General features: G+C 69.5%; 16 protein-coding genes, 1 other RNA gene and 1 pseudogene. 4 read left to right on the top strand and 14 right to left on the bottom strand.

Features of this window, described 5'->3' with window-relative positions:
* Positions 1-8: 8 nt before the first annotated feature.
* The 6 genes from H8R17_RS11455 to H8R17_RS11430 form a co-directional block, all read right to left on the bottom strand.
* On the bottom strand, positions 9-842 hold the full coding sequence (locus tag H8R17_RS11455) for an anti-sigma factor (RefSeq protein WP_223124901.1): 834 nt from the start codon (positions 840-842) through the stop codon (positions 9-11).
* Positions 842-1,363, bottom strand: coding sequence for a sigma-70 family RNA polymerase sigma factor (locus tag H8R17_RS11450; RefSeq protein WP_010039908.1), 522 nt, complete (start codon positions 1,361-1,363; stop codon positions 842-844). Before H8R17_RS11450 ends, H8R17_RS11455 begins: the two co-directional genes overlap by 1 nt.
* Before the next feature lie 337 nt (positions 1,364-1,700).
* The gene (locus tag H8R17_RS11445; protein ID WP_187823041.1) at positions 1,701-2,294 is read right to left on the bottom strand and encodes an ABATE domain-containing protein; all 594 of its coding nucleotides are present in this window, start codon (positions 2,292-2,294) and stop codon (positions 1,701-1,703) included.
* Between the two features lie 197 nt (positions 2,295-2,491).
* Positions 2,492-3,643: a uroporphyrinogen-III synthase gene (locus H8R17_RS11440; RefSeq protein WP_187823040.1), complete on the bottom strand. Its 1,152-nt coding sequence runs from the start codon at positions 3,641-3,643 to the stop codon at positions 2,492-2,494.
* Positions 3,644-3,761: 118 nt separating this feature from the next.
* Positions 3,762-5,147, bottom strand: coding sequence for a NarK/NasA family nitrate transporter (locus H8R17_RS11435; RefSeq protein ID WP_187823039.1), 1,386 nt, complete (start codon positions 5,145-5,147; stop codon positions 3,762-3,764).
* Positions 5,148-5,311: 164 nt separating this feature from the next.
* Positions 5,312-6,367 carry a hypothetical protein gene (locus H8R17_RS11430; protein WP_187823038.1) on the bottom strand — a complete coding sequence of 352 codons (1,056 nt, stop codon included), beginning with the start codon at positions 6,365-6,367 and terminating at the stop codon, positions 5,312-5,314.
* Positions 6,368-6,611: 244 nt separating this feature from the next.
* Here H8R17_RS11430 and H8R17_RS11425 point away from each other — a divergent pair.
* Positions 6,612-6,776, top strand: a pseudogene (locus H8R17_RS11425) (MFS transporter); the annotation flags it as partial.
* A gap of 60 nt (positions 6,777-6,836) precedes the next feature.
* Here the strand turns inward: H8R17_RS11425 and H8R17_RS11420 are convergent.
* Entirely contained in the window at positions 6,837-8,216 is a 1,380-nt protein-coding gene (locus tag H8R17_RS11420) for a cytochrome P450 (protein WP_187823037.1), read from the bottom strand.
* 303 nt (positions 8,217-8,519) lie between these two features.
* Between H8R17_RS11420 and yicI the strand changes: the two genes are divergently transcribed.
* Together yicI and H8R17_RS11410 are read left to right on the top strand one after the other, a co-directional pair.
* Positions 8,520-10,769, top strand: coding sequence for an alpha-xylosidase (gene yicI, locus H8R17_RS11415; protein WP_187823036.1), 2,250 nt, complete (start codon positions 8,520-8,522; stop codon positions 10,767-10,769).
* Positions 10,769-11,779, top strand: coding sequence for a LacI family DNA-binding transcriptional regulator (locus H8R17_RS11410; RefSeq protein ID WP_187823035.1), 1,011 nt, complete (start codon positions 10,769-10,771; stop codon positions 11,777-11,779). Before yicI ends, H8R17_RS11410 begins: the two co-directional genes overlap by 1 nt.
* 638 nt (positions 11,780-12,417) lie before the next feature.
* Here the strand turns inward: H8R17_RS11410 and ssrA are convergent.
* From ssrA to ftsE, 5 genes are all read right to left on the bottom strand, one after another.
* Positions 12,418-12,816, bottom strand: a transfer-messenger RNA (tmRNA) gene (ssrA, locus tag H8R17_RS11405).
* 98 nt (positions 12,817-12,914) lie between these two features.
* Entirely contained in the window at positions 12,915-13,394 is a 480-nt protein-coding gene (gene smpB / locus H8R17_RS11400) for an SsrA-binding protein SmpB (protein ID WP_187823034.1), read from the bottom strand.
* A gap of 63 nt (positions 13,395-13,457) precedes the next feature.
* Positions 13,458-14,630 carry a S41 family peptidase gene (locus tag H8R17_RS11395; protein WP_187823033.1) on the bottom strand — a complete coding sequence of 391 codons (1,173 nt, stop codon included), beginning with the start codon at positions 14,628-14,630 and terminating at the stop codon, positions 13,458-13,460.
* 68 nt (positions 14,631-14,698) lie between these two features.
* On the bottom strand, positions 14,699-15,616 hold the full coding sequence (gene ftsX, locus H8R17_RS11390) for a permease-like cell division protein FtsX (RefSeq protein ID WP_187823032.1): 918 nt from the start codon (positions 15,614-15,616) through the stop codon (positions 14,699-14,701).
* Positions 15,617-15,654: 38 nt separating this feature from the next.
* Positions 15,655-16,344 carry a cell division ATP-binding protein FtsE gene (gene ftsE / locus H8R17_RS11385; protein WP_187823031.1) on the bottom strand — a complete coding sequence of 230 codons (690 nt, stop codon included), beginning with the start codon at positions 16,342-16,344 and terminating at the stop codon, positions 15,655-15,657.
* A 330-nt stretch (positions 16,345-16,674) separates the two neighbouring features.
* On the opposite strand from ftsE, the gene H8R17_RS11380 reads away from it, so the two are divergent.
* Entirely contained in the window at positions 16,675-16,866 is a 192-nt protein-coding gene (locus tag H8R17_RS11380) for a hypothetical protein (protein ID WP_187823030.1), read from the top strand.
* Positions 16,867-16,990: 124 nt separating this feature from the next.
* Here H8R17_RS11380 and H8R17_RS11375 read toward each other — a convergent pair whose 3' ends face one another.
* Both H8R17_RS11375 and prfB read right to left on the bottom strand, forming a co-directional pair.
* Positions 16,991-17,857 carry a hypothetical protein gene (locus H8R17_RS11375; protein WP_187823029.1) on the bottom strand — a complete coding sequence of 289 codons (867 nt, stop codon included), beginning with the start codon at positions 17,855-17,857 and terminating at the stop codon, positions 16,991-16,993.
* A gap of 279 nt (positions 17,858-18,136) precedes the next feature.
* Positions 18,137-19,243: a peptide chain release factor 2 gene (prfB, locus tag H8R17_RS11370; protein WP_187823028.1), complete on the bottom strand. Its 1,107-nt coding sequence runs from the start codon at positions 19,241-19,243 to the stop codon at positions 18,137-18,139.
* Between the last annotated feature and the right edge of the window lie 66 nt (positions 19,244-19,309).

Raw genomic sequence — 19,309 nt, 5'->3', positions numbered from 1 at the left:
GGTGGACGCTACGCGTCCAGCTCGACCAGCAGCTTCCCGTCGGTGGTCATGACCTCGTATTTATCGATCTCGTTGGGCTGGAAGGACCCGCCGCCCTGGATGTACAGGGGCTTCTTGGCCTGGTCCGTCTTGGCGTTCGGGATGCCGTAGCCCCACTTCGGGACGGCCCAGGTGACGTAGGTCTCCCGTTCGCCGTTCTTGCCGACACCGATGAGCGAGCACTTCAGCGGGCCCTTGACGTTCTTGAGCTCCAGGACCGCGTTGCTGCCGTGCGGGTTGGGCTCCACCGCCACGGTCGCGGAGACGCCGCTGTTCGGGTCGGTGGCGCTGACCTTCTCGGTCATCAGGTTGAAGGCTTCTTGGGCGGGGTTCGCCGCGACCGTCCGGTTGCCACCGGTGCCACCGCCGCCGCTGTCGGCGCCGTTGGTGGCCACCGCGACGAACGGGCCGCCGACGATCAGCGCGCCGGCCGCGGCCACCATGTAGAAGCTGCGGCGGCGTTTCTTCGCGCGGCGCTCCGCGAGGTCGTCGACCAGCTTCTCCACCAGGCGCGGACTGGGCTTGGCGGACAGCGACTCGCCGATCGCGGGTGTCCCGGCGCCGGGCAGGTCCGCGAGGGCGGCCATCATCGGCTCCATCCCGGCGAGCTCGTCGAGCTGCTGGGCGCACCACTCGCAGGTCGCGAGATGCGCTTCGAAAGCGGTCGCTTCGGCGTCGTCGAGGATGCCGAGGGCGTAGGCGCCGACGGTCTCGTGTTCGTTCGGCACCGGAGAGCCCTGTATGGGGCCAGACATACCCGAACCGCCTGTTCCGGATCCCTGAAATCCCCGGTACCCACTCATCACGCCGTCACCCCCCGCTCCTCCAGGGCCAGCTTCATCGAACGCAGGGCATAGAACACCCGCGAGCGGACGGTACCGCTGGGTATGCCCAGCGTTTCTGCCGCCTCGTTGACCGTACGCCCCTTGAAATACGTCTCGACGAGCACCTCCCGGTGGGCCGGGGTCAGGTCGTCGAGCGCATCCGACAACGTCATCAGCCACAGCGCCTTGTCGATCTCGTCCTCCGCGGGGATGACCTCCAGCGGCGACGGATCGACCTCCTGCGGCCGGGCCTGCCGGCTGCGGTGGCCGTCGATGACGATGCGCCGGGCGACCGTCACCAGCCAGGGGCGTACCGATCCGGTCGCACGATTGAGCTGACCGGCGTTTTTCCAGGCACGGATGAGCGTCTCCTGCACGACGTCCTCGGCACGCTGCCGGTCTCCGGCGACCAGGCGCAGCACATAGGCGAGCAGGGGGCCGGCATGCTCTCGATACAGCGCACGCATCAGCTCCTCGTCAGGTTCCGAGGGCTGGGACATGCGATGTCGGGCCCTCGACGTACGTTCATTGGCCACGACGGAATCGTTGCGCACGCCCACCTCCGGTGTCCGGGGGTTCCCCCAGTCGGTCGCTCCTCCACGGATACGGAAGCGGAGCGGCGGATGTTCAAAGTGGGATGACGTTTTTCTGGGTGACGTGACGAGCGGGACATGGGCCCACATTCCCACCCCGTGATCTTTACGTTTCCGCCACATCGACAAGATCCAGCCATCGCTTCCCTACTGCACCGCAGGTAAACGAGGTGTAATCGAAATCACTTCGACGACCCGTTCACAGAAGCCGCAACTGGGGCGCCCCGACTGGCTGTAGGGCCAACTAGGCGCGGGCGAGAGCCGCACGGCGGCGGTGCCGGGCCACCCGTTCGCGGTTCCCGCAGATCTCACTGGAGCACCAGCGCCTCCGGCGTCCCCGGGAGGTGTCGAGGTACACGATCGGGCAGTTGTCGCCCTCGCACTGGCGCAGGCCCGCGCGTGCGACGGGGTCGGTGAGGAGCTCGACGGCGTCCCGGGCGACGGCCGCGAGCAGCGCGGCGCACGGCGGCGGCCCGGCCAACTGCCGTACGAGCAAGCCGTCTTCGCGGCGTACGGCGCGGGGCGCCGGGGGTGCGGGGCGGGCGAGGTCGTTGACGCGGGCGAGCGCGAGGTCGTACGGCCGTACGCCGGGCGCGAGCGAGCCGCGCACCAACTGGCCGACGTGGCCACGCAGTTCGCGGAAGCCGGTCAGCCAGGAGGCGTCGGCGTGCGTCAGCTGCGTGTCGGCCGGGACGAGCCCGGAGCCGGTGATCCAGGCGCGCAGCACGTCCACGGTGTCGAGCCGTTCGGTGGGGTGGGTGGTGGCGAGGAGGTCCAGGCAGATCCGCCCGGCGTCGAACCGCAGCTCGTACGGGGCCGTGGCCGTACCCAGTGCCATGTGCCTGTCACCGCCTATGGGTCACCCCCGGTCGCGAGGCGCCGGTGAGTTGCCGGTGTTCGGGGGCTGGGAAGCGTTTACCTCTCTCACAGTGCCTGCCCGCTCACGTGTGCGGAACCCCTCGTACCGGGGAGGCTGCGCGGCGGGAGTGGGCCATCAGGTGCCCGGCAAACGCGGCTCGTCCCCACCGCCGCCACCTACACGTCGGCGTACTTCGCGTCCGCCGCCGGATCCAGCGCCAACCGATACCCCCGCTTCACAACCGTCTGGATCAGCTTCGGCGCTCCGAGAGCCGTGCGCAGGCGGGCCATCGCCGTCTCCACGGCGTGCTCGTCACGGCCGGCACCCGGCAACGCGCGCAGCAGTTCCGCGCGCCCCACGACCCACCCGGGCCGCCGGGACAAGGCCCGCAGCAGGGACATCCCGGCAGGCGGCACAGGCTTCAGGTCACCGTCGACCAGCACCGCGTGCCCACGGATCTCCACCCGGTGCCCGGCGATCGGCAACGACCGTGCACGGGCGGGCAGTTCCTGGCACAGGAGCTGCACAAGCGGCCCGAGCCGGAAGCGTTCGGGCTGGACCGTGTCGATGCCACGCGCCTGCAACGGCAGCGCGGTGACCGGCCCGACACAGGCCGGCAGCACATCGTGGTGGAGCGCGGCGAGCACCTCGGGCAGCAGCTCCCGCTCCTCGGCCCGCGACAACAGCGACGCCGCGGCGGGCGCACTGGTGAACGTCAGCGCGTCCAGCCCGCGCGAGACTGTGGCGTCCAGCAACCGGTCCACCGGCCCGATGTCCTCCGGCGGCATCCACCGGTACACCGGCACGCCCACCACCTCGGCCCCGCCCTCCCGCAGCGCCTCGACGAATCCGGGCAGCGGCTCACCGTGCAGCTGGATGGCGATACGACTGCCCTCGACACCCTCCTCCAGCATCCGGTCGAGCACCTCGGCCATGGACTCCGACGACGGCGACCACTCCTCCGTCAGCCCGGCGGCCCGGATCGCACCCTTCACCTTCGGCCCGCGCGCCAGGATCCGCACCCCGCCCAGCCTGGACAGCAGATCCTCACCGAGCCCCCAGCCGTCGGCGGCCTCCACCCACCCCCGGAACCCGATCGCGGTCGTGGCGACCACGATGTCCGGCACCTGGTGGATGATCTCCTTCGTCGCCGCCAGCAGCTCCCCGTCGTCCGCGAGCGGCACGATCCGCAGGGCGGGGGCGTGCAGGACGGCGGCGCCCCGCCGCTGGAGCAGGGCTCCCAGCTCGTCGGCCCGGCGCGCGGCAGTCACCCCTACGGTGAACCCCGCGAGCGGCCCGTGTTCCGGTCGCTGTTCTTCCTCGTACATGGCTCTCGTCCCGCACTTGAGTCGTCGTACTACATGGGTACGGACGTACCTGCATGCCGAACGAGCCTGTCAACGGCTCGTGACAGGCCCGGTTCGGCTTCATGTCCGCGGTGTTACGTCACACCTCTGCGTAGCTGAGCTGCGGCTTTGCCTCCGACGTGGCGGTCGTGGACGGTGTCCTGGCCACCGTACGACGAAGGTATACGGCCCAGCAGACCACGAAGCAGACGCCGTAGAAGGCGAGGAAGGCGACGAATGCGCCGGTGCCGGAGCCGTAGGAGAGGAAGGACTGGCGGAAGGCGAGGTTGATGCCGACGCCGCCGAGCGCGCCCACCGCGCCGATCAGGCCCATGGAGGCACCGGACAGGCGCCGGCCGTGGCTCGCGGCCTCCTCGCCCCGGAGCCCCTTGGCGAGGGCCTTGGTCTGGAAGATGCCGGGGATCATCTTGTACGTCGAGCCGTTGCCGACGCCGGTCAGCACGAACAGCACCACGAATGCGACCGTGAACAGCACCAGCGACTTCTCCATGGAGGCGGCGATCAGGACCGCGGTCGCGACGCCCATGGCGACGAAGTTGTAGAGGGTGATCTTCGCACCGCCGTAGCGGTCGGCGAGCCAGCCGCCGACGGGGCGGATCAGCGAGCCGAGCAGCGGGCCGATGAAGGTGACGTACGCGGCCTGGAGCGGGGTGCGGCCGAACTGGTTGGTCAGCACCTGTCCGAACGCGAAGCTGTAGCCGATGAAGGAACCGAAGGTGCCGACGTAGAGGAAGGACATGATCCAGGTGTGCGCGTCCTTCGCGGCGTCCTTGGCGGCACCGGTGTCGTTCTTCACGTTCTCGATGTTGTCCATGTACAGCGTGGCGAGGACGGCGGCGACGAGGATGAGCGGGATGTAGATCCCGAGCAGGACGCGCGGCCCGCCGCTCGCGCCGATGATCGCGAGGGCGACCAGTTGGATCACGGGCACGCCGATGTTGCCGCCGCCCGCGTTGAGGCCGAGGGCCCAGCCCTTCTGGCGCAGCGGGAAGAAGGCGTTGATGTTGGTCATGGAGGAGGCGAAGTTGCCGCCGCCGACGCCGGCCAGCAGGCCGACCAGGAGGAAGGTGGAGAAGGAGGTACCCGGCTCCATCACCATGAACGCGCAGACCGTCGGGACCAGCAGCATGGTCGCGGAGATGATCGTCCAGTTCCGGCCGCCGAAGATGGCGACGGCGAAGGTGTAGGGGACGCGGACGACCGCGCCGACGAGCGTGACCATCGAGGTCAGCATGAACTTGTCGGCCGGAGTCAGGCCGTACTCCGGGCCCATGAAGAGCACCAGCACGGACCACAGGGTCCAGATCGAGAACCCGATGTGCTCGGAGAGGACGGAGAAGAAGAGGTTCCGGCGGGCGATCTTCTCACCGGTCTCGTTCCAGAAGGTCTCGTCCTCGGGATCCCAGTGCTGGATCCACCGGCCGCCCCTGCTCTGGGGGGCGGGGGGTGTGCTCGGGCCTGTCATGACGCCTCCACTGTGCTCCGGGGCTGCGAGTAACTGTTCCCGAAGGTAGGGAGGGCGCGTTTCGGGGCTGTGGCACCGAGTGACCGGAAAGGAACTTTGCTCTCACCCCTCACGGGGGTGGGATGAGAGGTTTCCGTCGCGGGTGCGGGAGGGTTTGTGAGGCGTCAGTGCTGCGGAGGTTGCCATTGGGGGTTCTGCTGGGGGTACGGGGCCTGGGGGTTCTGTGGCGGCTGGTGAGGCTGGAGCGGGGACTGGGGCTGCGGCGGGTATGGCTGCTGCGGCTGCTGGGCCTGGGGGTACGGCTGCGGCGGCGGGGCGTACGGGCCGGGGGCTTGGGGAGTGCCGTACGGGCCGGGGGGCGGTGCGGGCTGGGCGGCGTACGGCCCGGGGGCCGCAGGCTGAGGTGCGTACGGACCCGGTGCCGAGGGCTGGGCGGACTGAGGTGCGTACGGCGCGGGTCCCTGCGCCGGCTGGCCGTAGCCGTAACCGCCGGGTGCCTGGGCGGCCGCGGCACCGGGTGCACCGGGCGTGGGCTGGGTGCCGTACGCCCCGGCGGCCTGCGCACCGTACGGCCCCGCGGCCTGCCCGCCATACGCCCCGGCGAACGGGTTCCCGTGCCCGGGGAACTGCCCGCCGGGCGGCAGATAGCGCAGGCGGCCGGTCTCGTCGGTGACCGGGGCGAAGCCGGCGGCCTGGAGGCGGGCGGCGAACTTGGCGTTGCGCTTGCGCGTGACGAAGAGGCCGAGGCCGAAGATGCCCATGAACACCGCCCACACCACGGCCGCGATGACGAACGCGTCCGCGTCTGCGCCGCCTCGCACGCCGAGCACCACGCACCCGAGGGTGATGCCGACGGCCGCCCACAGCATCCGCTTCTCGGCGTTCCGGCCCGTGAGGTCGAAGTTGATGCGGGCCTTGAGGAGCTCGAACGCGTCGGGCACGACGGGCGGCAGGGAGACCCCGTCACCGGCGTTCGGATACTGCGCCCAGTTCTGCGCGGCCCGCGCCCGCGCCTGCGGGCCGGGGTCGGGCACGATCAGCATGATCAGCGCGCCGTTGCGGCCGGAACTCTGCCGGACGTCCGCGTACTCGTACCCGAACTGCTGGGCGACGAAGGCGAGCCGGGCGAGCTTCTTCACCGACGCCATGGGGCTGGTGAGCTCGACGGGCTCCCCGCTCGCCATCAGCCGCAGCATCTTCTGCACTTGCCGCTTACTCATCAGCACCTGCTCCCCACCGGGCCACCCCGTTCACGTCCGCAACCGGGGCAGTCTCGCACGGGTGTACACCGGCGCGGAACCGCGGGCGGCTTGATTGACCGCGCCTTGACCGGACGTGACGGGTCGGGGCGCTGAGATTCCCGGTCAGCTGTCAGCCGCCGCTCTCCGCATCCCCCGTCGATGCAGTCCGTTGGGGGGAAGCAGGCGTGGGTGCCCATCAGAGGTCGGGGGAGATGACCGGGCCGGCATGCTGCTGTTCACCGCGCAGCGGTCGACCGAGCCGCCGCCGCATCCGCGTACGGCGGGGTCGCGGTCGCCGGTCCGCGCGCCCGGCATGCCGTCGTCGCTGGCCGTGTGCCTCGTCATGGGTGCGGTGTTCGGGGCCATGGAGGTCGTGACGATCGCGTTCTGATCTCCGCTCAGCCCGCTGACCTCCACCGCGGCCGGCTGATCTCCCGCACGGCCACCGTCAGAACCGAGCCGTGATCCGGCACCGCGCAGGCCCCTTCGCCATCAGCGTGATCCCCGAGCCCAGCGGCACCTGCTCCCCCACCGCCTCGAACTCGAACGCCCGGAGCAGCACGGCGAGCCCCAGCACCGACTCCAGCATCGACAGGTGCTGCCCTATGCACGCACGCGGACCGCCGCCGAACGGGAGCCAGGCATAGCGGGGGCGGCCCGCCTCCGCCTCGGGCGTGAAGCGCTCGGGGTCGAAGCGGTCCGGGTCCGGCCAGTAGTCGGGGTGGCGGTGGGTGACCCACGGGATGACGAGGATGTCGGCGCCGGCCGGGATACGGACGCCGTCGATCTCCGCGTCCGCGACCGAGCGCCGGCCGACGACAGGCGCGGAGGGATACAGCCGCATCGCCTCCTTCAGCACCATCGTCAGATACGACAGCTCCGCCATGTCCGCCGCAGTCGGTGCCCGCCCGCCGGGACCACCGGGACCACCGAGCACCCGGTCCACCTCCTCCCGCACCCGCCCCTGCTCCTCGGGATGCCGGGCGAGCAGATCCAGCGCGAAGGCCAGCGCGGTCGCCGTGGTCTCGTGACCGGCGAGCAGAAAGATCAGCACCTGTTCGCGCAGTTCGCCGGCGTCCAGGCTGCCGTCCTCCGCGTTCTCGGCGCGGACGAGGAGGCTGACGAGGTCGTCGGCGGTGCTGTCCGCGCGGCGGCTCTCGATGATCCCGTCGCAGAGCGCGAACAGCTCATCCTGGAGGCGCCCGGCGCGGCGGTTGGCGGGGGTGGGCCAGGTGCGCGGCGCCTTGACCGGGGAGAAACCGCGCTTCAGCGAGTACTCCTGGAGCGGTGGCAGGGTGCGCTCGACCACCGTGAACGCCTTCTCCACGTCCGTCCCGAACAGGATCCGGCCGACCATGCGCAGCGCGAACCGGCGCATCTCACCGATCAGTTCCACAGTCCCGCCGGGTGCCTCACGCCACACGGTGACCAGCGCCGCGGCCTCCTCGGCGACCTGCCGGGCATAGCCGTTCACCCGGCGGCGGGTGAACAGCGGCTGGATGAGGCGGCGCTGGCGCAGATAGGTGTCGTCCTGGCTGGTGAGCAGCCCGTTGCCGACGGACTGCCGGACCTCCTCGTAGAAGACGTTGTCCTTGCGGAAGTTGGCGGCCTGCGTGGCCAGCACCTGTTGGGCGCCCTCGGCCGAGAACACCGCGTGGAGGTCCCTGCGCAGCCCCGGCGGCCCGGCCCGGAACCGCACCACGTCCCCGTGCTCGCGTCGTGCCCGCAGATACGCCGCGAGCGGATCGTTCAGCAGGTCGTTCATCGAGCCGAGCAGCGGTGATCCCGCCACGATCGGCGCCTCGACGCGCGGGGCCGTCACCGTCATCGCCCGCCACCCTCCCGGGAGTTGTGGGTCGGTCGTACGCGTGCTCGAACCACCCCACCATAGCCATGCGCGGCGACACCAGGACCAGAAGCGCGCAGGTGCCGCCCGCGGTTCGACTCGTCGAACCGTTTCAACGATTCGCACGCAACCCATTGACGGCCCAAGAGCCCGCCTCTAGTTTCGCTCGTCGAAGCGCTTCGACAGTGCGTCGAACCAATTCAACGCACCGATCCAGCAACGCTGTTGGAGGGCCTCTCTCCTCCCGGAGGGAATTTCCGGCCGGACGACTCCAGGAGGCGGCAAGTGAAGTTCAGCGACGGTTACTGGTTGCTGCGCGAGGGCGTCACCGCGGCCTACCCGGTCGAAGTGCTCGACGTCACCGCGCAGGACGGCGCCCTGGAGATCCACGCGCCGACCCAGCCCATCCGCCACCGCGGCGACCTGCTGAAGGGACCGGTCGTGACGATCAGCGCGCACGCGCCGATGCCGGACGTCATCGGCGTCACCTTCACCCACTTCGAGGGCGAGCAGCCGCGCGGTCCCGAGTTCGAGGTGCGCCAGGAAGAGGCCGCACCGCAGGTGGCGTACGACGACGAGACCGCGACGCTGACCTCCGGCGCGCTGTCGGTGCGAGTGGCCCGCACCGGGCCCTGGCACGTCGACTTCCTCGCGCACGGACGCTCGCTGACGAGCAGCGCCACCAAGGGCATGGGCATCATGCGGGAAGCCGACGGGGCACACTACCTGCGCGAGCAGCTGGGTCTCGGGGTGGGCACGTCCGTCTACGGCCTCGGCGAGCGGTTCGGGCCGCTGGTCAAGAACGGCCAGGTCGTCGACATCTGGAACGCCGACGGCGGCACGTCGACGGAGCAGGCCTACAAGAACGTCCCCTTCTATCTGACGGACGCGGGCTACGGCGTCTTCGTCGACCATCCGGGCAAGGTGTCCTTCGAGGTCGGCTCGGAGGTCGTCTCGCGGGTGCAGTTCAGCGCGGAGACGCAGGAGTTGACGTACTACGTCATCTACGGGCCGTCGCCGAAGGAGATCCTGCGCAAGTACACGGCCCTGACCGGCCGTCCGGCCCTCCCGCCGCCGTGGTCCTTCGGCCTGTGGCTGTCCACCTCCTTCACCACCTCGTACGACGAGGAGACGGTGACCTCCTTCATCGAGGGCATGCGGGAGCGCGAACTGCCGCTGTCCGTCTTCCACTTCGACTGCTTCTGGATGCGCGAGTTCAACTGGTGCGACTTCCGGTGGGACCCGCGGGTGTTCCCGGATCCGGAGGACATGCTGGCGCGGCTGCACGCGCGGGGCCTGCGGGTGTCCGTGTGGATCAATCCGTACATCGCGCAGCGCTCCCCGCTGTTCGCCGAGGGGAAGGCGCTCGGGCATCTGCTGGAGCGGCCGGACGGGAGCGTCTGGCAGTGGGATCTGTGGCAGCCGGGCATGGCGCTGGTCGACTTCACCAGCCCGGCGGCCCGCGACTGGTACGCGTCGAAGCTGGAGGCGCTGCTCGCGCAGGGCGTCGACTGCTTCAAGACCGACTTCGGCGAGCGGGTGCCGGTCGACGTGGCGTGGGCGGACGGCTCGGACCCGGAGCGCATGCACAACTACTACACGTACCTCTACAACCGCACGGTCTTCGACGTGCTGCGCAAGCACCGCGGCGAGGAGGAGGCCGTCGTGTTCGCGCGGTCGGCGACGACGGGGAGCCAGCAGTTCCCGGTGCACTGGGGCGGCGACTGCGAGGCGACGTACGAGTCGATGGCCGAGTCGCTGCGCGGCGGGCTGTCCCTCGGGCTGTCCGGCTTCGGCTACTGGAGCCACGACATCGGCGGCTTCGAGGGCACACCGAGCCCGGCCCTTTTCAAACGGTGGATCGCCTTCGGCCTGCTCTCCTCGCACAGCCGACTACACGGCAGCTCCTCCTACCGGGTCCCGTGGCTGTTCGACGAGGAGTCCGTGGACGTGCTGCGCCTGTTCACCAGGCTGAAGCTCCGGCTCATGCCCTACCTGTACGAGGCCGCCCGCACCGCCCACGCCGAGGGCGTGCCGGTGATGCGGGCGATGGTGCTGGAGTTCCCGGACGATCCCGGCTGCGCGCATCTGGAGCGGCAGTACATGCTCGGCCCGGACCTGCTGGTGGCGCCGGTGTTCAGCGACGAGGGCGACGTGACGTACCACGTACCCGAGGGCACCTGGACCCACTTCCTGACCGGCGAGACGGTGACCGGGCCGCGCTGGGTGCGCGAGAAGCACGGCTTCGTGAGCGTGCCGCTGCTGGTCAGGCCGGGCGCCGTGATCCCGGTGGGCGCGGTGGACGACCGTCCCGACTACGACTACGACTACGGGGTGACCCTGCGGGCGTACGGGCTCAGGCGGGGCGACCAGGTGACGGTGCCGGCCGGGGACGTGACCTTCACCGTCGTACGCGAGGGGGACACGCTGCGGGCCTCGTGCAGTGACCCGGTGGCGCCGTGGGGGCTGTCGACCGGTGAGCGCGAGGTGCGGGCGCAGGCCGGGACCGGTTTTCTGACGGTGGAGCTGTGCTGATGGTGAAGATCACGGATGTGGCGCGGCGCGCCGGGGTCTCCCCCAGCACGGTGTCGTACGCCCTGAGCGGTAAGCGCCCTATCTCGGACGAGACCCGGCGGCGCGTCGAGGCGGCCATTCGCGAGCTCGGCTACCGGCCACACGCCGGCGCCCGTGCCCTGGCCAGCAGCAAGTCGAACGTACTGGCGCTGGTGATCCCGCTGCGCGCCGGGATCCATGTGCCGGTGGTGATGCAGTTCGCGGTGTCGGTGGTGACCGAGGCCCGCCGCCACGACCACGACGTACTGCTCCTCACCCAGGAGGAGAGCGAGGAGGGACTGCGCCGCGTCGCGGACACGGCCCTGGTGGACGCGCTGATCGTGATGGACGTCCAGCTCCACGACCCACGGCTGCCGCTGCTGCGCATCCTGGACCGGCCGTCGGTGTTGATCGGCTTCCCGCTCAGTCCCGACGGGCTGACCTGTATCGACCTGGACTTCAGGGCGGCGGGCGAGGCGTGCGTGGAACACCTGGCGCGGCTCGGGCACCGCTCGGTGGCCCTGGTCGGCTCGCCGCCCGAGGTGTACGTACGGCAGACCGCCTTCGCCCAGCGCGTCGTCCAGGGCTTCACGGCCGCCGCCGACCGGCACGGTCTGTCCTCCGCCGTGCACCCCTGCGAGTCCGGTCCGGGCGCCGCCCGCCGCGTCGCCGAGCAACTCCTGCGCGAGCAGCCCGCCCTGACCGGCGTGGTCGTCCACAACGAACCCCTGCTGGAGCCCCTGATCGACGCCTTCGAGCAACTGGGTCTGCGCGTCCCCGGCGACCTGTCGGTCACCGCCATCTGCCCCGACGAACTCGCCGCGTCGGCCCGCATCCCGGTCTCCTCGGTCGCGTTGCCGTCCGCGGAGGTGGGCACGCGGGCGGTGGAGCTGCTGATGCGGAAGCTGGACGAGAAGGCCGTACCGGAGGCGACGCTGCTGCCGCCGAGGATGACGGAGCGGGCGAGTACGGGGCGGCGCACGATCGCGTGAACTGGCGTTGATCGGTGGTGCGGTGCGGGGGCCGGGTGTGCTGTACTTGGATGCCGAGGCCGCCGTCTGGGGCCGTGATGCTTTAGTCAGGCGGAGGCCCGAGTTCACCAGGAGCGTGTCGGATGTCCCCAGCTCCGTGGGGGATATCCGGCTAGCTGCTAGGCCACCAGAGCAGGTGGGCCCCGCCCGGAGCGCTAACTCCGAGCGGGGCCTGGCTCAACAGGAGCCTGTCGGATATCCCCAGGGACCCGGGGGATATCCGGCTACCTGCTCAGCCACCGGAGCAGCCACCTCCTCGCGTGCTTAGCCGCACGCTCCGGCAGAAGCCGGATCAGCCGCATGACGAGAGTCAGTTTCTGCTCCTCGTGACAACCCATGTGGGGGCGTCCTCCCCTCGACGTGAGGCAGCCAGTCACGGTCCCGGGATGCTCTCGTCGGGCCGGGCCCCGAGGGGACGGGGCCCCGGTGTGAAGGGAGGACGCACCCAAAGGGCGCGTCACGGGGCAAAGCCTACCGGATCCAACTCACTTGCTGTGCAGCGCTCTTCACGCGCTGTACAGGCCGTGCCCGGGCACGGCAAAGGCCCCGCCGCTCGAAAGCGACGGGGCCTTGCCCACATGGGGTACCCCCGGAGGGGTTGGTGGAGATGGCGGGAATCGAACCCGCGTCCAACGGTGCGGAACCAGGGCTTCTCCGTGCGCAGTCCGCTGTGCTTTTCTCGGCCCCGGAGATCACGCGGACAAGTCTCCGACGGGCTCAGTCACTGTTGGGTTTCCCTCTTCACCCCGTGACCGGGATCGAGGTTTAGTTCCCTAGCTGATGCCAGGATCCGGGTCGGGAACAGCCCCGGGCTGACACTCCCTCTAGTAGAGGAGCTGCTCTAGCCGCTTATCAGGCAGCGAGAGCGAGCGTGCTCTGGGAGATATCGCGCTTGGAATTGGCGATTATTTTTTTCGGCCTGTGGTTTACGAGATCATGGCCGCTTCCTCGACACGCTTCCCCTGCTTCGACAGCCGCTGTCGAAACCGATCATCCCCATGTTCATTTCTCAAGGTAGGCACCGGCTGGGCGGTGCAGATGCCATCGTACGTGACCAACGCAGGTCGGTGCCAGCCTATTCCCACCCGCCGGGGGTCTACGCCCGCTGCCGCCGCCGCACCGCCGAGATCACCCGCTCCGCCTCGCGCCGGTCCTGCTTCTCGCGCAGCGTCTGGCGCTTGTCGTACTCCTTCTTGCCCTTCGCCAGTGCGATCTCGATCTTGGCGCGGCCGTCCTTGAAGTACAGGGCGAGGGGCACGATCGTGTGACCCGTCTCCTGGGACTTGGCCTCCAGCTTGTCGATCTCCTCGCGGTGCAGCAGCAGCTTCCGCTTGCGCCGGGCGCTGTGGTTGGTCCAGGTGCCCTGGCTGTACTCCGGCACATGCACGTTGTACAGCCACGCCTCGTGCCCGTCGAGCTGCACGAAGCCGTCGACCAGCGACGCCCGTCCCTGGCGCAACGACTTCACCTCGGTCCCCATGAGCACCAGACCGGCCTCGTAGGTGTCCAGGATGTGGTAGTCGTGCCGCGCCTTCTTGTTCTGCGCGATCAGCTTGCGCCCTTTTTCCTTAGCCATAGTGCCGACCATTTTCGCACTACGGAGGCGGTCCGCGGAAAGCCGATTACGTCAGAGCGGCGGCTACGACGCGGTGCCCAGGCCGCTGAGGACCGTCTCCGCCCGCTTCAGGGCCTGTTCGTCGGCCGCCAGGTCCGGCGTGATGCCGTGCCCGTCGACGCCGCGGCCGGAGGGGGTGCGGTAGTGCCCGACGGTCAGCTCCGCGACAGAGCCGTCGGGCAGCCGGCTCGGCATCTGCACCGAGCCCTTGCCGAAGGTGCGGGAGCCCACGACGACCGCACGGCCGCGGTCCTTCAGGGCGCCGGTCAGGAGTTCGGCCGCGCTCATCGTCCCGCCGTCGACGAGCGCGACCAGGGGTCTGGAGGTGTCCCCGCCCTGCTGGGCGTGGAGCACGCGCTGCTCGCCGTCCATGTCGTACGTCGCGACGAGACCGCCGTCGAGGAAGGCGGACGCGGCGGTGGTGGCCTCGGTGACCAGGCCGCCGGAGTTGCCGCGCAGGTCGAGGACGATCCCGGCGCCCGCCGGGGCCTGCCGTACGGCGGTGCGCACCTGCTCGCCGGAGCCCTTGGCGAACGCGGTGACCCTGATGACGGTGACACCGCCGGCGATCCTGCGCACGGTCACCGAGTCGGTGGACAGGCTGGCCCGTCGCAGGGTGAGGCTCCACGCGCGCGTGCCGCGCTCCAGAACGAGGGCGACCGCGGTCCCGGCGGGCGCGTCCATGGCGTCGCCGCGCAGTAGGGAGACGACCTCGGTGACCGGCCGCCCGTCGACCTTGTGCCCGTCGACGCTGCGCAGCCGGTCGCCCCGGCGGATCCCGGCCTCGGCGGCCGGGGAGCCGGCCCCCACCTTCGTCACTTCGATCCGGCCGTCCGGCTCGCGCCGCGCCCACAGGCCGACGCCGGTGTAGCGGCCGTCGAGGGACTCCTCGAACTCCTCGTACTCGCCCGGGGAATAGACGGCGCCCCAGCGGTCCCCGCTGCGGCTGACCTCGCGCTGCGCGGCCTCCATGGGGGACACGCCGTCGGTCATGGCCTCCCGGGCCGCCCTGGCGACGTCCTCGCGCGAACCGGTGAGCGCTGCCGAACGGGCAGCGTCCGGCGGCGTCCTAAGGCTGGTCTCGGGCAGGGAGCCCGTCGCCGCACCGGCGACGAGGACACTCGCGAACACCAATGTCAGGGCGGCCCCGCGGCGAAGGCGGCGGGGCTGACAAGACGGCAGCTCTTGGCCTGACATGGCGGTGAGTCTAGGACAACGCAAGAGGGCCGTACGGCCGGTTGACCGTACGACCCTCTTGGCATGCGTCACACCTTCAGGTACTTGCGCAGCGCGAAGAACGCCGCCAACGCCGGCATCAGCAGGCTCGTCGCGAGGATGAGCGGCAACTTTGTGAGGACGGCGTCCCAGCCGATGAAGTTGATCAGATTCAGTTTCTCGGACAGGGCCAGGCCGTGGTCGATGAGGAAGTACCGGGCGACGAGCAGGAATCCGCACGCGAGCGTGCCGCCGATCAGCCCGGCGACCGCGGCCTCCATGATGAACGGCGCTTGGATGTAGAAGCCCGAGGCACCGACCAGGCGCATGATCCCGGTCTCGCGCCGGCGGCTGAACGCCGAAACCCGCACCGTGTTGACGATCAGCATCAGCGCCACGGCCAGCATCAGCGCCATCACCGCGCGCGCGGCCCAGTTCATGCCGTTCAGCAGCCCGAAGAGGTTGTCCAGAATGCCCTTCTGGTCCTGCACCGACTGCACCCCGTCACGCCCGTCGAAGGCGGTCGCGATGACCTGGTACTTCTCCGGGTCCTTCAGCTTGATCCGGTACGACTCCTGCATCTGGTCCGGTGTGAGCGAGCTGGCCAGCGGGGAGTCGCCGAACTGCTCCTTGTAGTGCTTGTACGCCTGGTCCTGCGACTCGTACGTGACCTTCTGGACCACCGACATCTTGTCGAGGTCGGATTTGATCTGCTTCTTCTGGTCGTCGGTCACCGCGCCCTTGGCGCAGTTGGGGTCGGACTCGGCGTCGCTCTTGTTGCAGAAGAAGATCGAGACGTTGACCTTGTCGTACCAGTAGCCCTTCATCGTGCTGACCTGATCGCTCATCAGCAGCGAACCGCCGAAGAGCGCGAGCGACAGGGCGACGGAGACGATGACCGCGAAGGTCATGGTCAGGTTGCGGCGGAGACCGACACCGATCTCGGAGAGAACGAACTGGGCGCGCATGGCGTCTGGTTAAGCCTTTCCGTGGAGCCTGTCGGTCGTCAGTGCTGGTAGCCGTAGACGCCGCGTGCCTGGTCGCGGACGAGACGACCCGTCTCCAGCTCGATGACGCGCTTGCGCATCTGGTCCACGATGTTCTGGTCGTGCGTGGCCATCACCACGGTCGTACCGGTCCGGTTGATCCGGTCGAGCAGCTTCATGATGCCGACGGAGGTCTGCGGGTCGAGGTTGCCGGTGGGCTCGTCGCAGATGAGCAGCTTGGGCCGGTTGACGAAGGCCCGCGCGATGGCGACGCGCTGCTGCTCACCGCCGGACAACTCACCCGGCATCCGGTCCTCCTTCCCGCCGAGCCCGACGAGATCGAGCACCTGCGGCACGGACTTGCGGATCTCGCCGCGCGACTTGCCGATCACCTCCTGCGCGAAGGCGACGTTCTCGCCGACCGTCTTGTTCGGCAGAAGCCGGAAGTCCTGGAACACCGTCCCCAGCTGGCGGCGCATCTGCGGCACCTTCCAGTTGGAGAGGCGCGCGAGGTCCTTGCCCAGAACGTGCACCTGCCCGTGGCTGGCCCGCTCCTCGCGGAGGACCAACCGCAGGAAAGTGGACTTTCCGGAGCCGGAGGACCCCACAAGGAACACGAACTCGCCCTTGTCCACTTCCAGGGACACATCCCTGAGAGCGGGGCGGGTCTGCTTGGGGTAGACCTTGGAGACGTTGTCGAATCGGATCACGGATGCACCACGGGTCGCCGGGGGTAGATGAGCGTGACCATACGCGAACCGGGTATGAGACTGCAGTCACCGGTGGCGGTTGCGTAAGACTTGTGCGCATTTGTGCAGGGAAAAGTGTGCCGGCCTCAGGGGCGCGGGGCCGTGTCGATATGCGGCTCCGTCGCGTGGGCGCGCCAAGCCACAACGCACCCGCAGCCGCGAAACTCACCGAACCGCCCCTTTGAAGGCCGCCCGCGCAACCTCCGGAGGAACCTGGCACAGTGGAGTAGGGAACGTTCGCACCCCCACGAACGTTGAACACTGTGGAACCGGCGCAAGGAGGGCGAGCGCATGACGTACGACCGGCTGGTGTGCGCGAACTGCGCAGCCCCCGTGAACGAGGGCCGGTGTCCGGTGTGCCGTGCGAACCGCGAGCGGCTGCAGCAGGAGAACTTCTTCGCGGGCCTGAACCCGATGGCGCTGATCGCCCTGCTGGTGGTCCTGATCGCCGCGGTGGCCCTGCTGGCCCATCAGACCATCTGACCGGCGGCGGGGGAACACAAGGCGTACGAGCCGTAACCAAGACGTACGAGGGGCCCGGAGCGGATGTCCGCTCCGGGCCCCTCGGCATGCGCTGTACGTACGGTGCGTACGCGAACCGCTACCCTCAGGCAGTACCGCCGCGGCCGCTCACCAGACGCGGCAGCACGCGGAAGCCGATGCCACCGGCGATCATCGTGGCGGCGCCGATCAGCAGGAACGTGGTCTGCGAGGCACCGGTCTCGGCCAGCTCGGGACCGGTGCCCTGGGCCTGCGCGGAGCCGGCCGGGGCAGCGGTCTCCTGCGAGCCGGTGTCGGTGATCGCCGAGGAGCCCTGCTCCTGGGTGGAGGCGTCGCTGCCGCCACCGTCGGGCGTAGTGCCGGTGTTGCCACCAGTGGAGCCGGAACCGCCGCCGGTGTTGCCACCATTGGAACCGGAACCGCCGCCGGTGTTGCCACCATTGGAACCGGAACCGCCGCCGGTGTTACCGCCCGTGTTGCCACCAGTGTCGTTGCCGCCGGTGTTGCCACCAGTGTCGTTGCCGCCGGTGTTGCCACCAGTGTCGTTGCCGCCGGTGTTGCTGCCGCCGGTGTTGGCACCGCTGGCACCGCCGTCGGTGGCACCACCGTTCGCGCCACCGTCCGTGGTGCCGCCGTCGGTCGTGCCACCGTCATTGCCGCCGATGACGCCGCCGATGACGCCACCGTCGGTGGAACCACCGTCGGTCGTGCCGCCGCCCGTCGTGCCACCGTCGGTGGTACCGCCGTCCGTGGTGCCGCCCGTTTCGCACTCAGGGTTGACGACGATGTCGCACGCACCGCCGCCGCCCGTGCCACCGTCGGTGTTGCCCGTACCGCCGTCATTGCCGCTGACGGACACGCCGAGGTTGAGGTCGAGTGCCGAGGCGGCGCCCGCGGCGGTCAGCGAGGCACCGGCCGCGATCACGGCACCGGCCGCGAGGCGCGCGACACGGATCCGCGTCTTCTTGGTCATGTGATTGCTACCCCCAGTAGCTGATCGTCGGTGAGGCGGCGCTCGGGGCGGTGATCGACGGAGACAGCTGAGTGTGAATAGCCCCCCGGTTCACATGCGCCCCAGAGATACGCATGCCGCGCTTTACCATTCCCACTTTTCACAACAACGTCAAGGGCGTTGCGCACGGAATGTCCAAGCTTGGGGGGATTGCCATGAGTTGCGGTCTGTGATTGTGATGTAAAACCCAGACAAACGATAACTGCCGCCCCTGGGGCGGCAGTTATCATGTCGACAAAGTTACTTCTCTTGCTGCTTGCGCCAGCGAATACCCGCCTCCAGGAAGCCGTCGATCTCGCCGTTGAAGACGGCTTCGGGGTTGCCGACTTCGTGCTCGGTGCGCAGGTCCTTGACCATCTGGTAGGGGTGCAGCACGTACGAACGCATCTGGTTGCCCCAGGAGTTGCCGCCGTCGCCCTTGAGGGCGTCCATCTTGGCCTGCTCCTCCTGGCGGCGCCGCTCCAGCAGCTTGGCCTGGAGGACGTTCATCGCGGTGGCCTTGTTCTGGATCTGCGACCGCTCGTTCTGGCAGGAGACGACGATGCCGGTGGGGATGTGGGTGATCCGCACCGCCGAGTCGGTCGTGTTCACGCCCTGGCCGCCGGGCCCGGAGGACCGGTAGACATCGACGCGCAGGTCGGACTCGTCGATGTCGATGTGATCGGACTTTTCGACGACAGGAAGGACTTCCACACCCGCGAAGGAGGTCTGGCGCCGCCCCTGGTTGTCGAAGGGCGAGATCCGCACGAGGCGGTGCGTGCCCTGCTCGACGGAGAGGGTGCCGTAGGCGTAGGGCGCCTGCACGGCGAAGGTGGTCGACTTGATGCCGGCCTCTTCGGCGTACGACGTCTCGTACACCTCGGTCTTGTAACCGCGCTGCTCGGCCCAGCGCAAGTACATGCGCTGGAGCCGCTCGGCGAAGTCGGCCGCGTCCACGCCGCCGGCCTCGGCGCGGATGTTGACGAGCGCCTCGCGGGCGTCGTACTCGCCGGAGAGGAGCGTGCGCACTTCCATCTCGTCGAGGGCCTTGCGCACCTCGGCGAGCTCGGCCTCGGCCTCGGCGCGGGTGTCCGGGTCGTCCTCCTCCTCGGCCATCTCGAACAGCACGGCGAGATCGTCGATCCGTCCGCGCAGTGCCTCGGCCTTCCTGACCTCGGTTTGGAGGTGGGACAACTTGCTGGTGATCTTCTGCGCCTCGTCCGGGTTGTCCCACAGGGACGGCGCGGCCGCCTGCTCCTCAAGCACGGCGATGTCTGCCCTCATCCGGTCGAGGTCCAGAACGGCCTCGATCGACTCCATGGTCGAGGAGAGGGACTTGAGCTCTTCGGATACATCGACGACTGCCACGCCTCCCAGCCTAACGGCTCCGCCAAGCGGGCAGCGCCGGTGTGCGGGCCTCGCCGGGGGCTCCGC

Source organism: Streptomyces sp. TRM68367 (assembly GCF_014495685.1).
Lineage (GTDB): Bacteria > Actinomycetota > Actinomycetes > Streptomycetales > Streptomycetaceae > Streptomyces.
The sequence above is the reverse complement of the archived record's forward strand: the minus strand, read 5'-3'. Positions and strand labels throughout refer to the sequence as shown.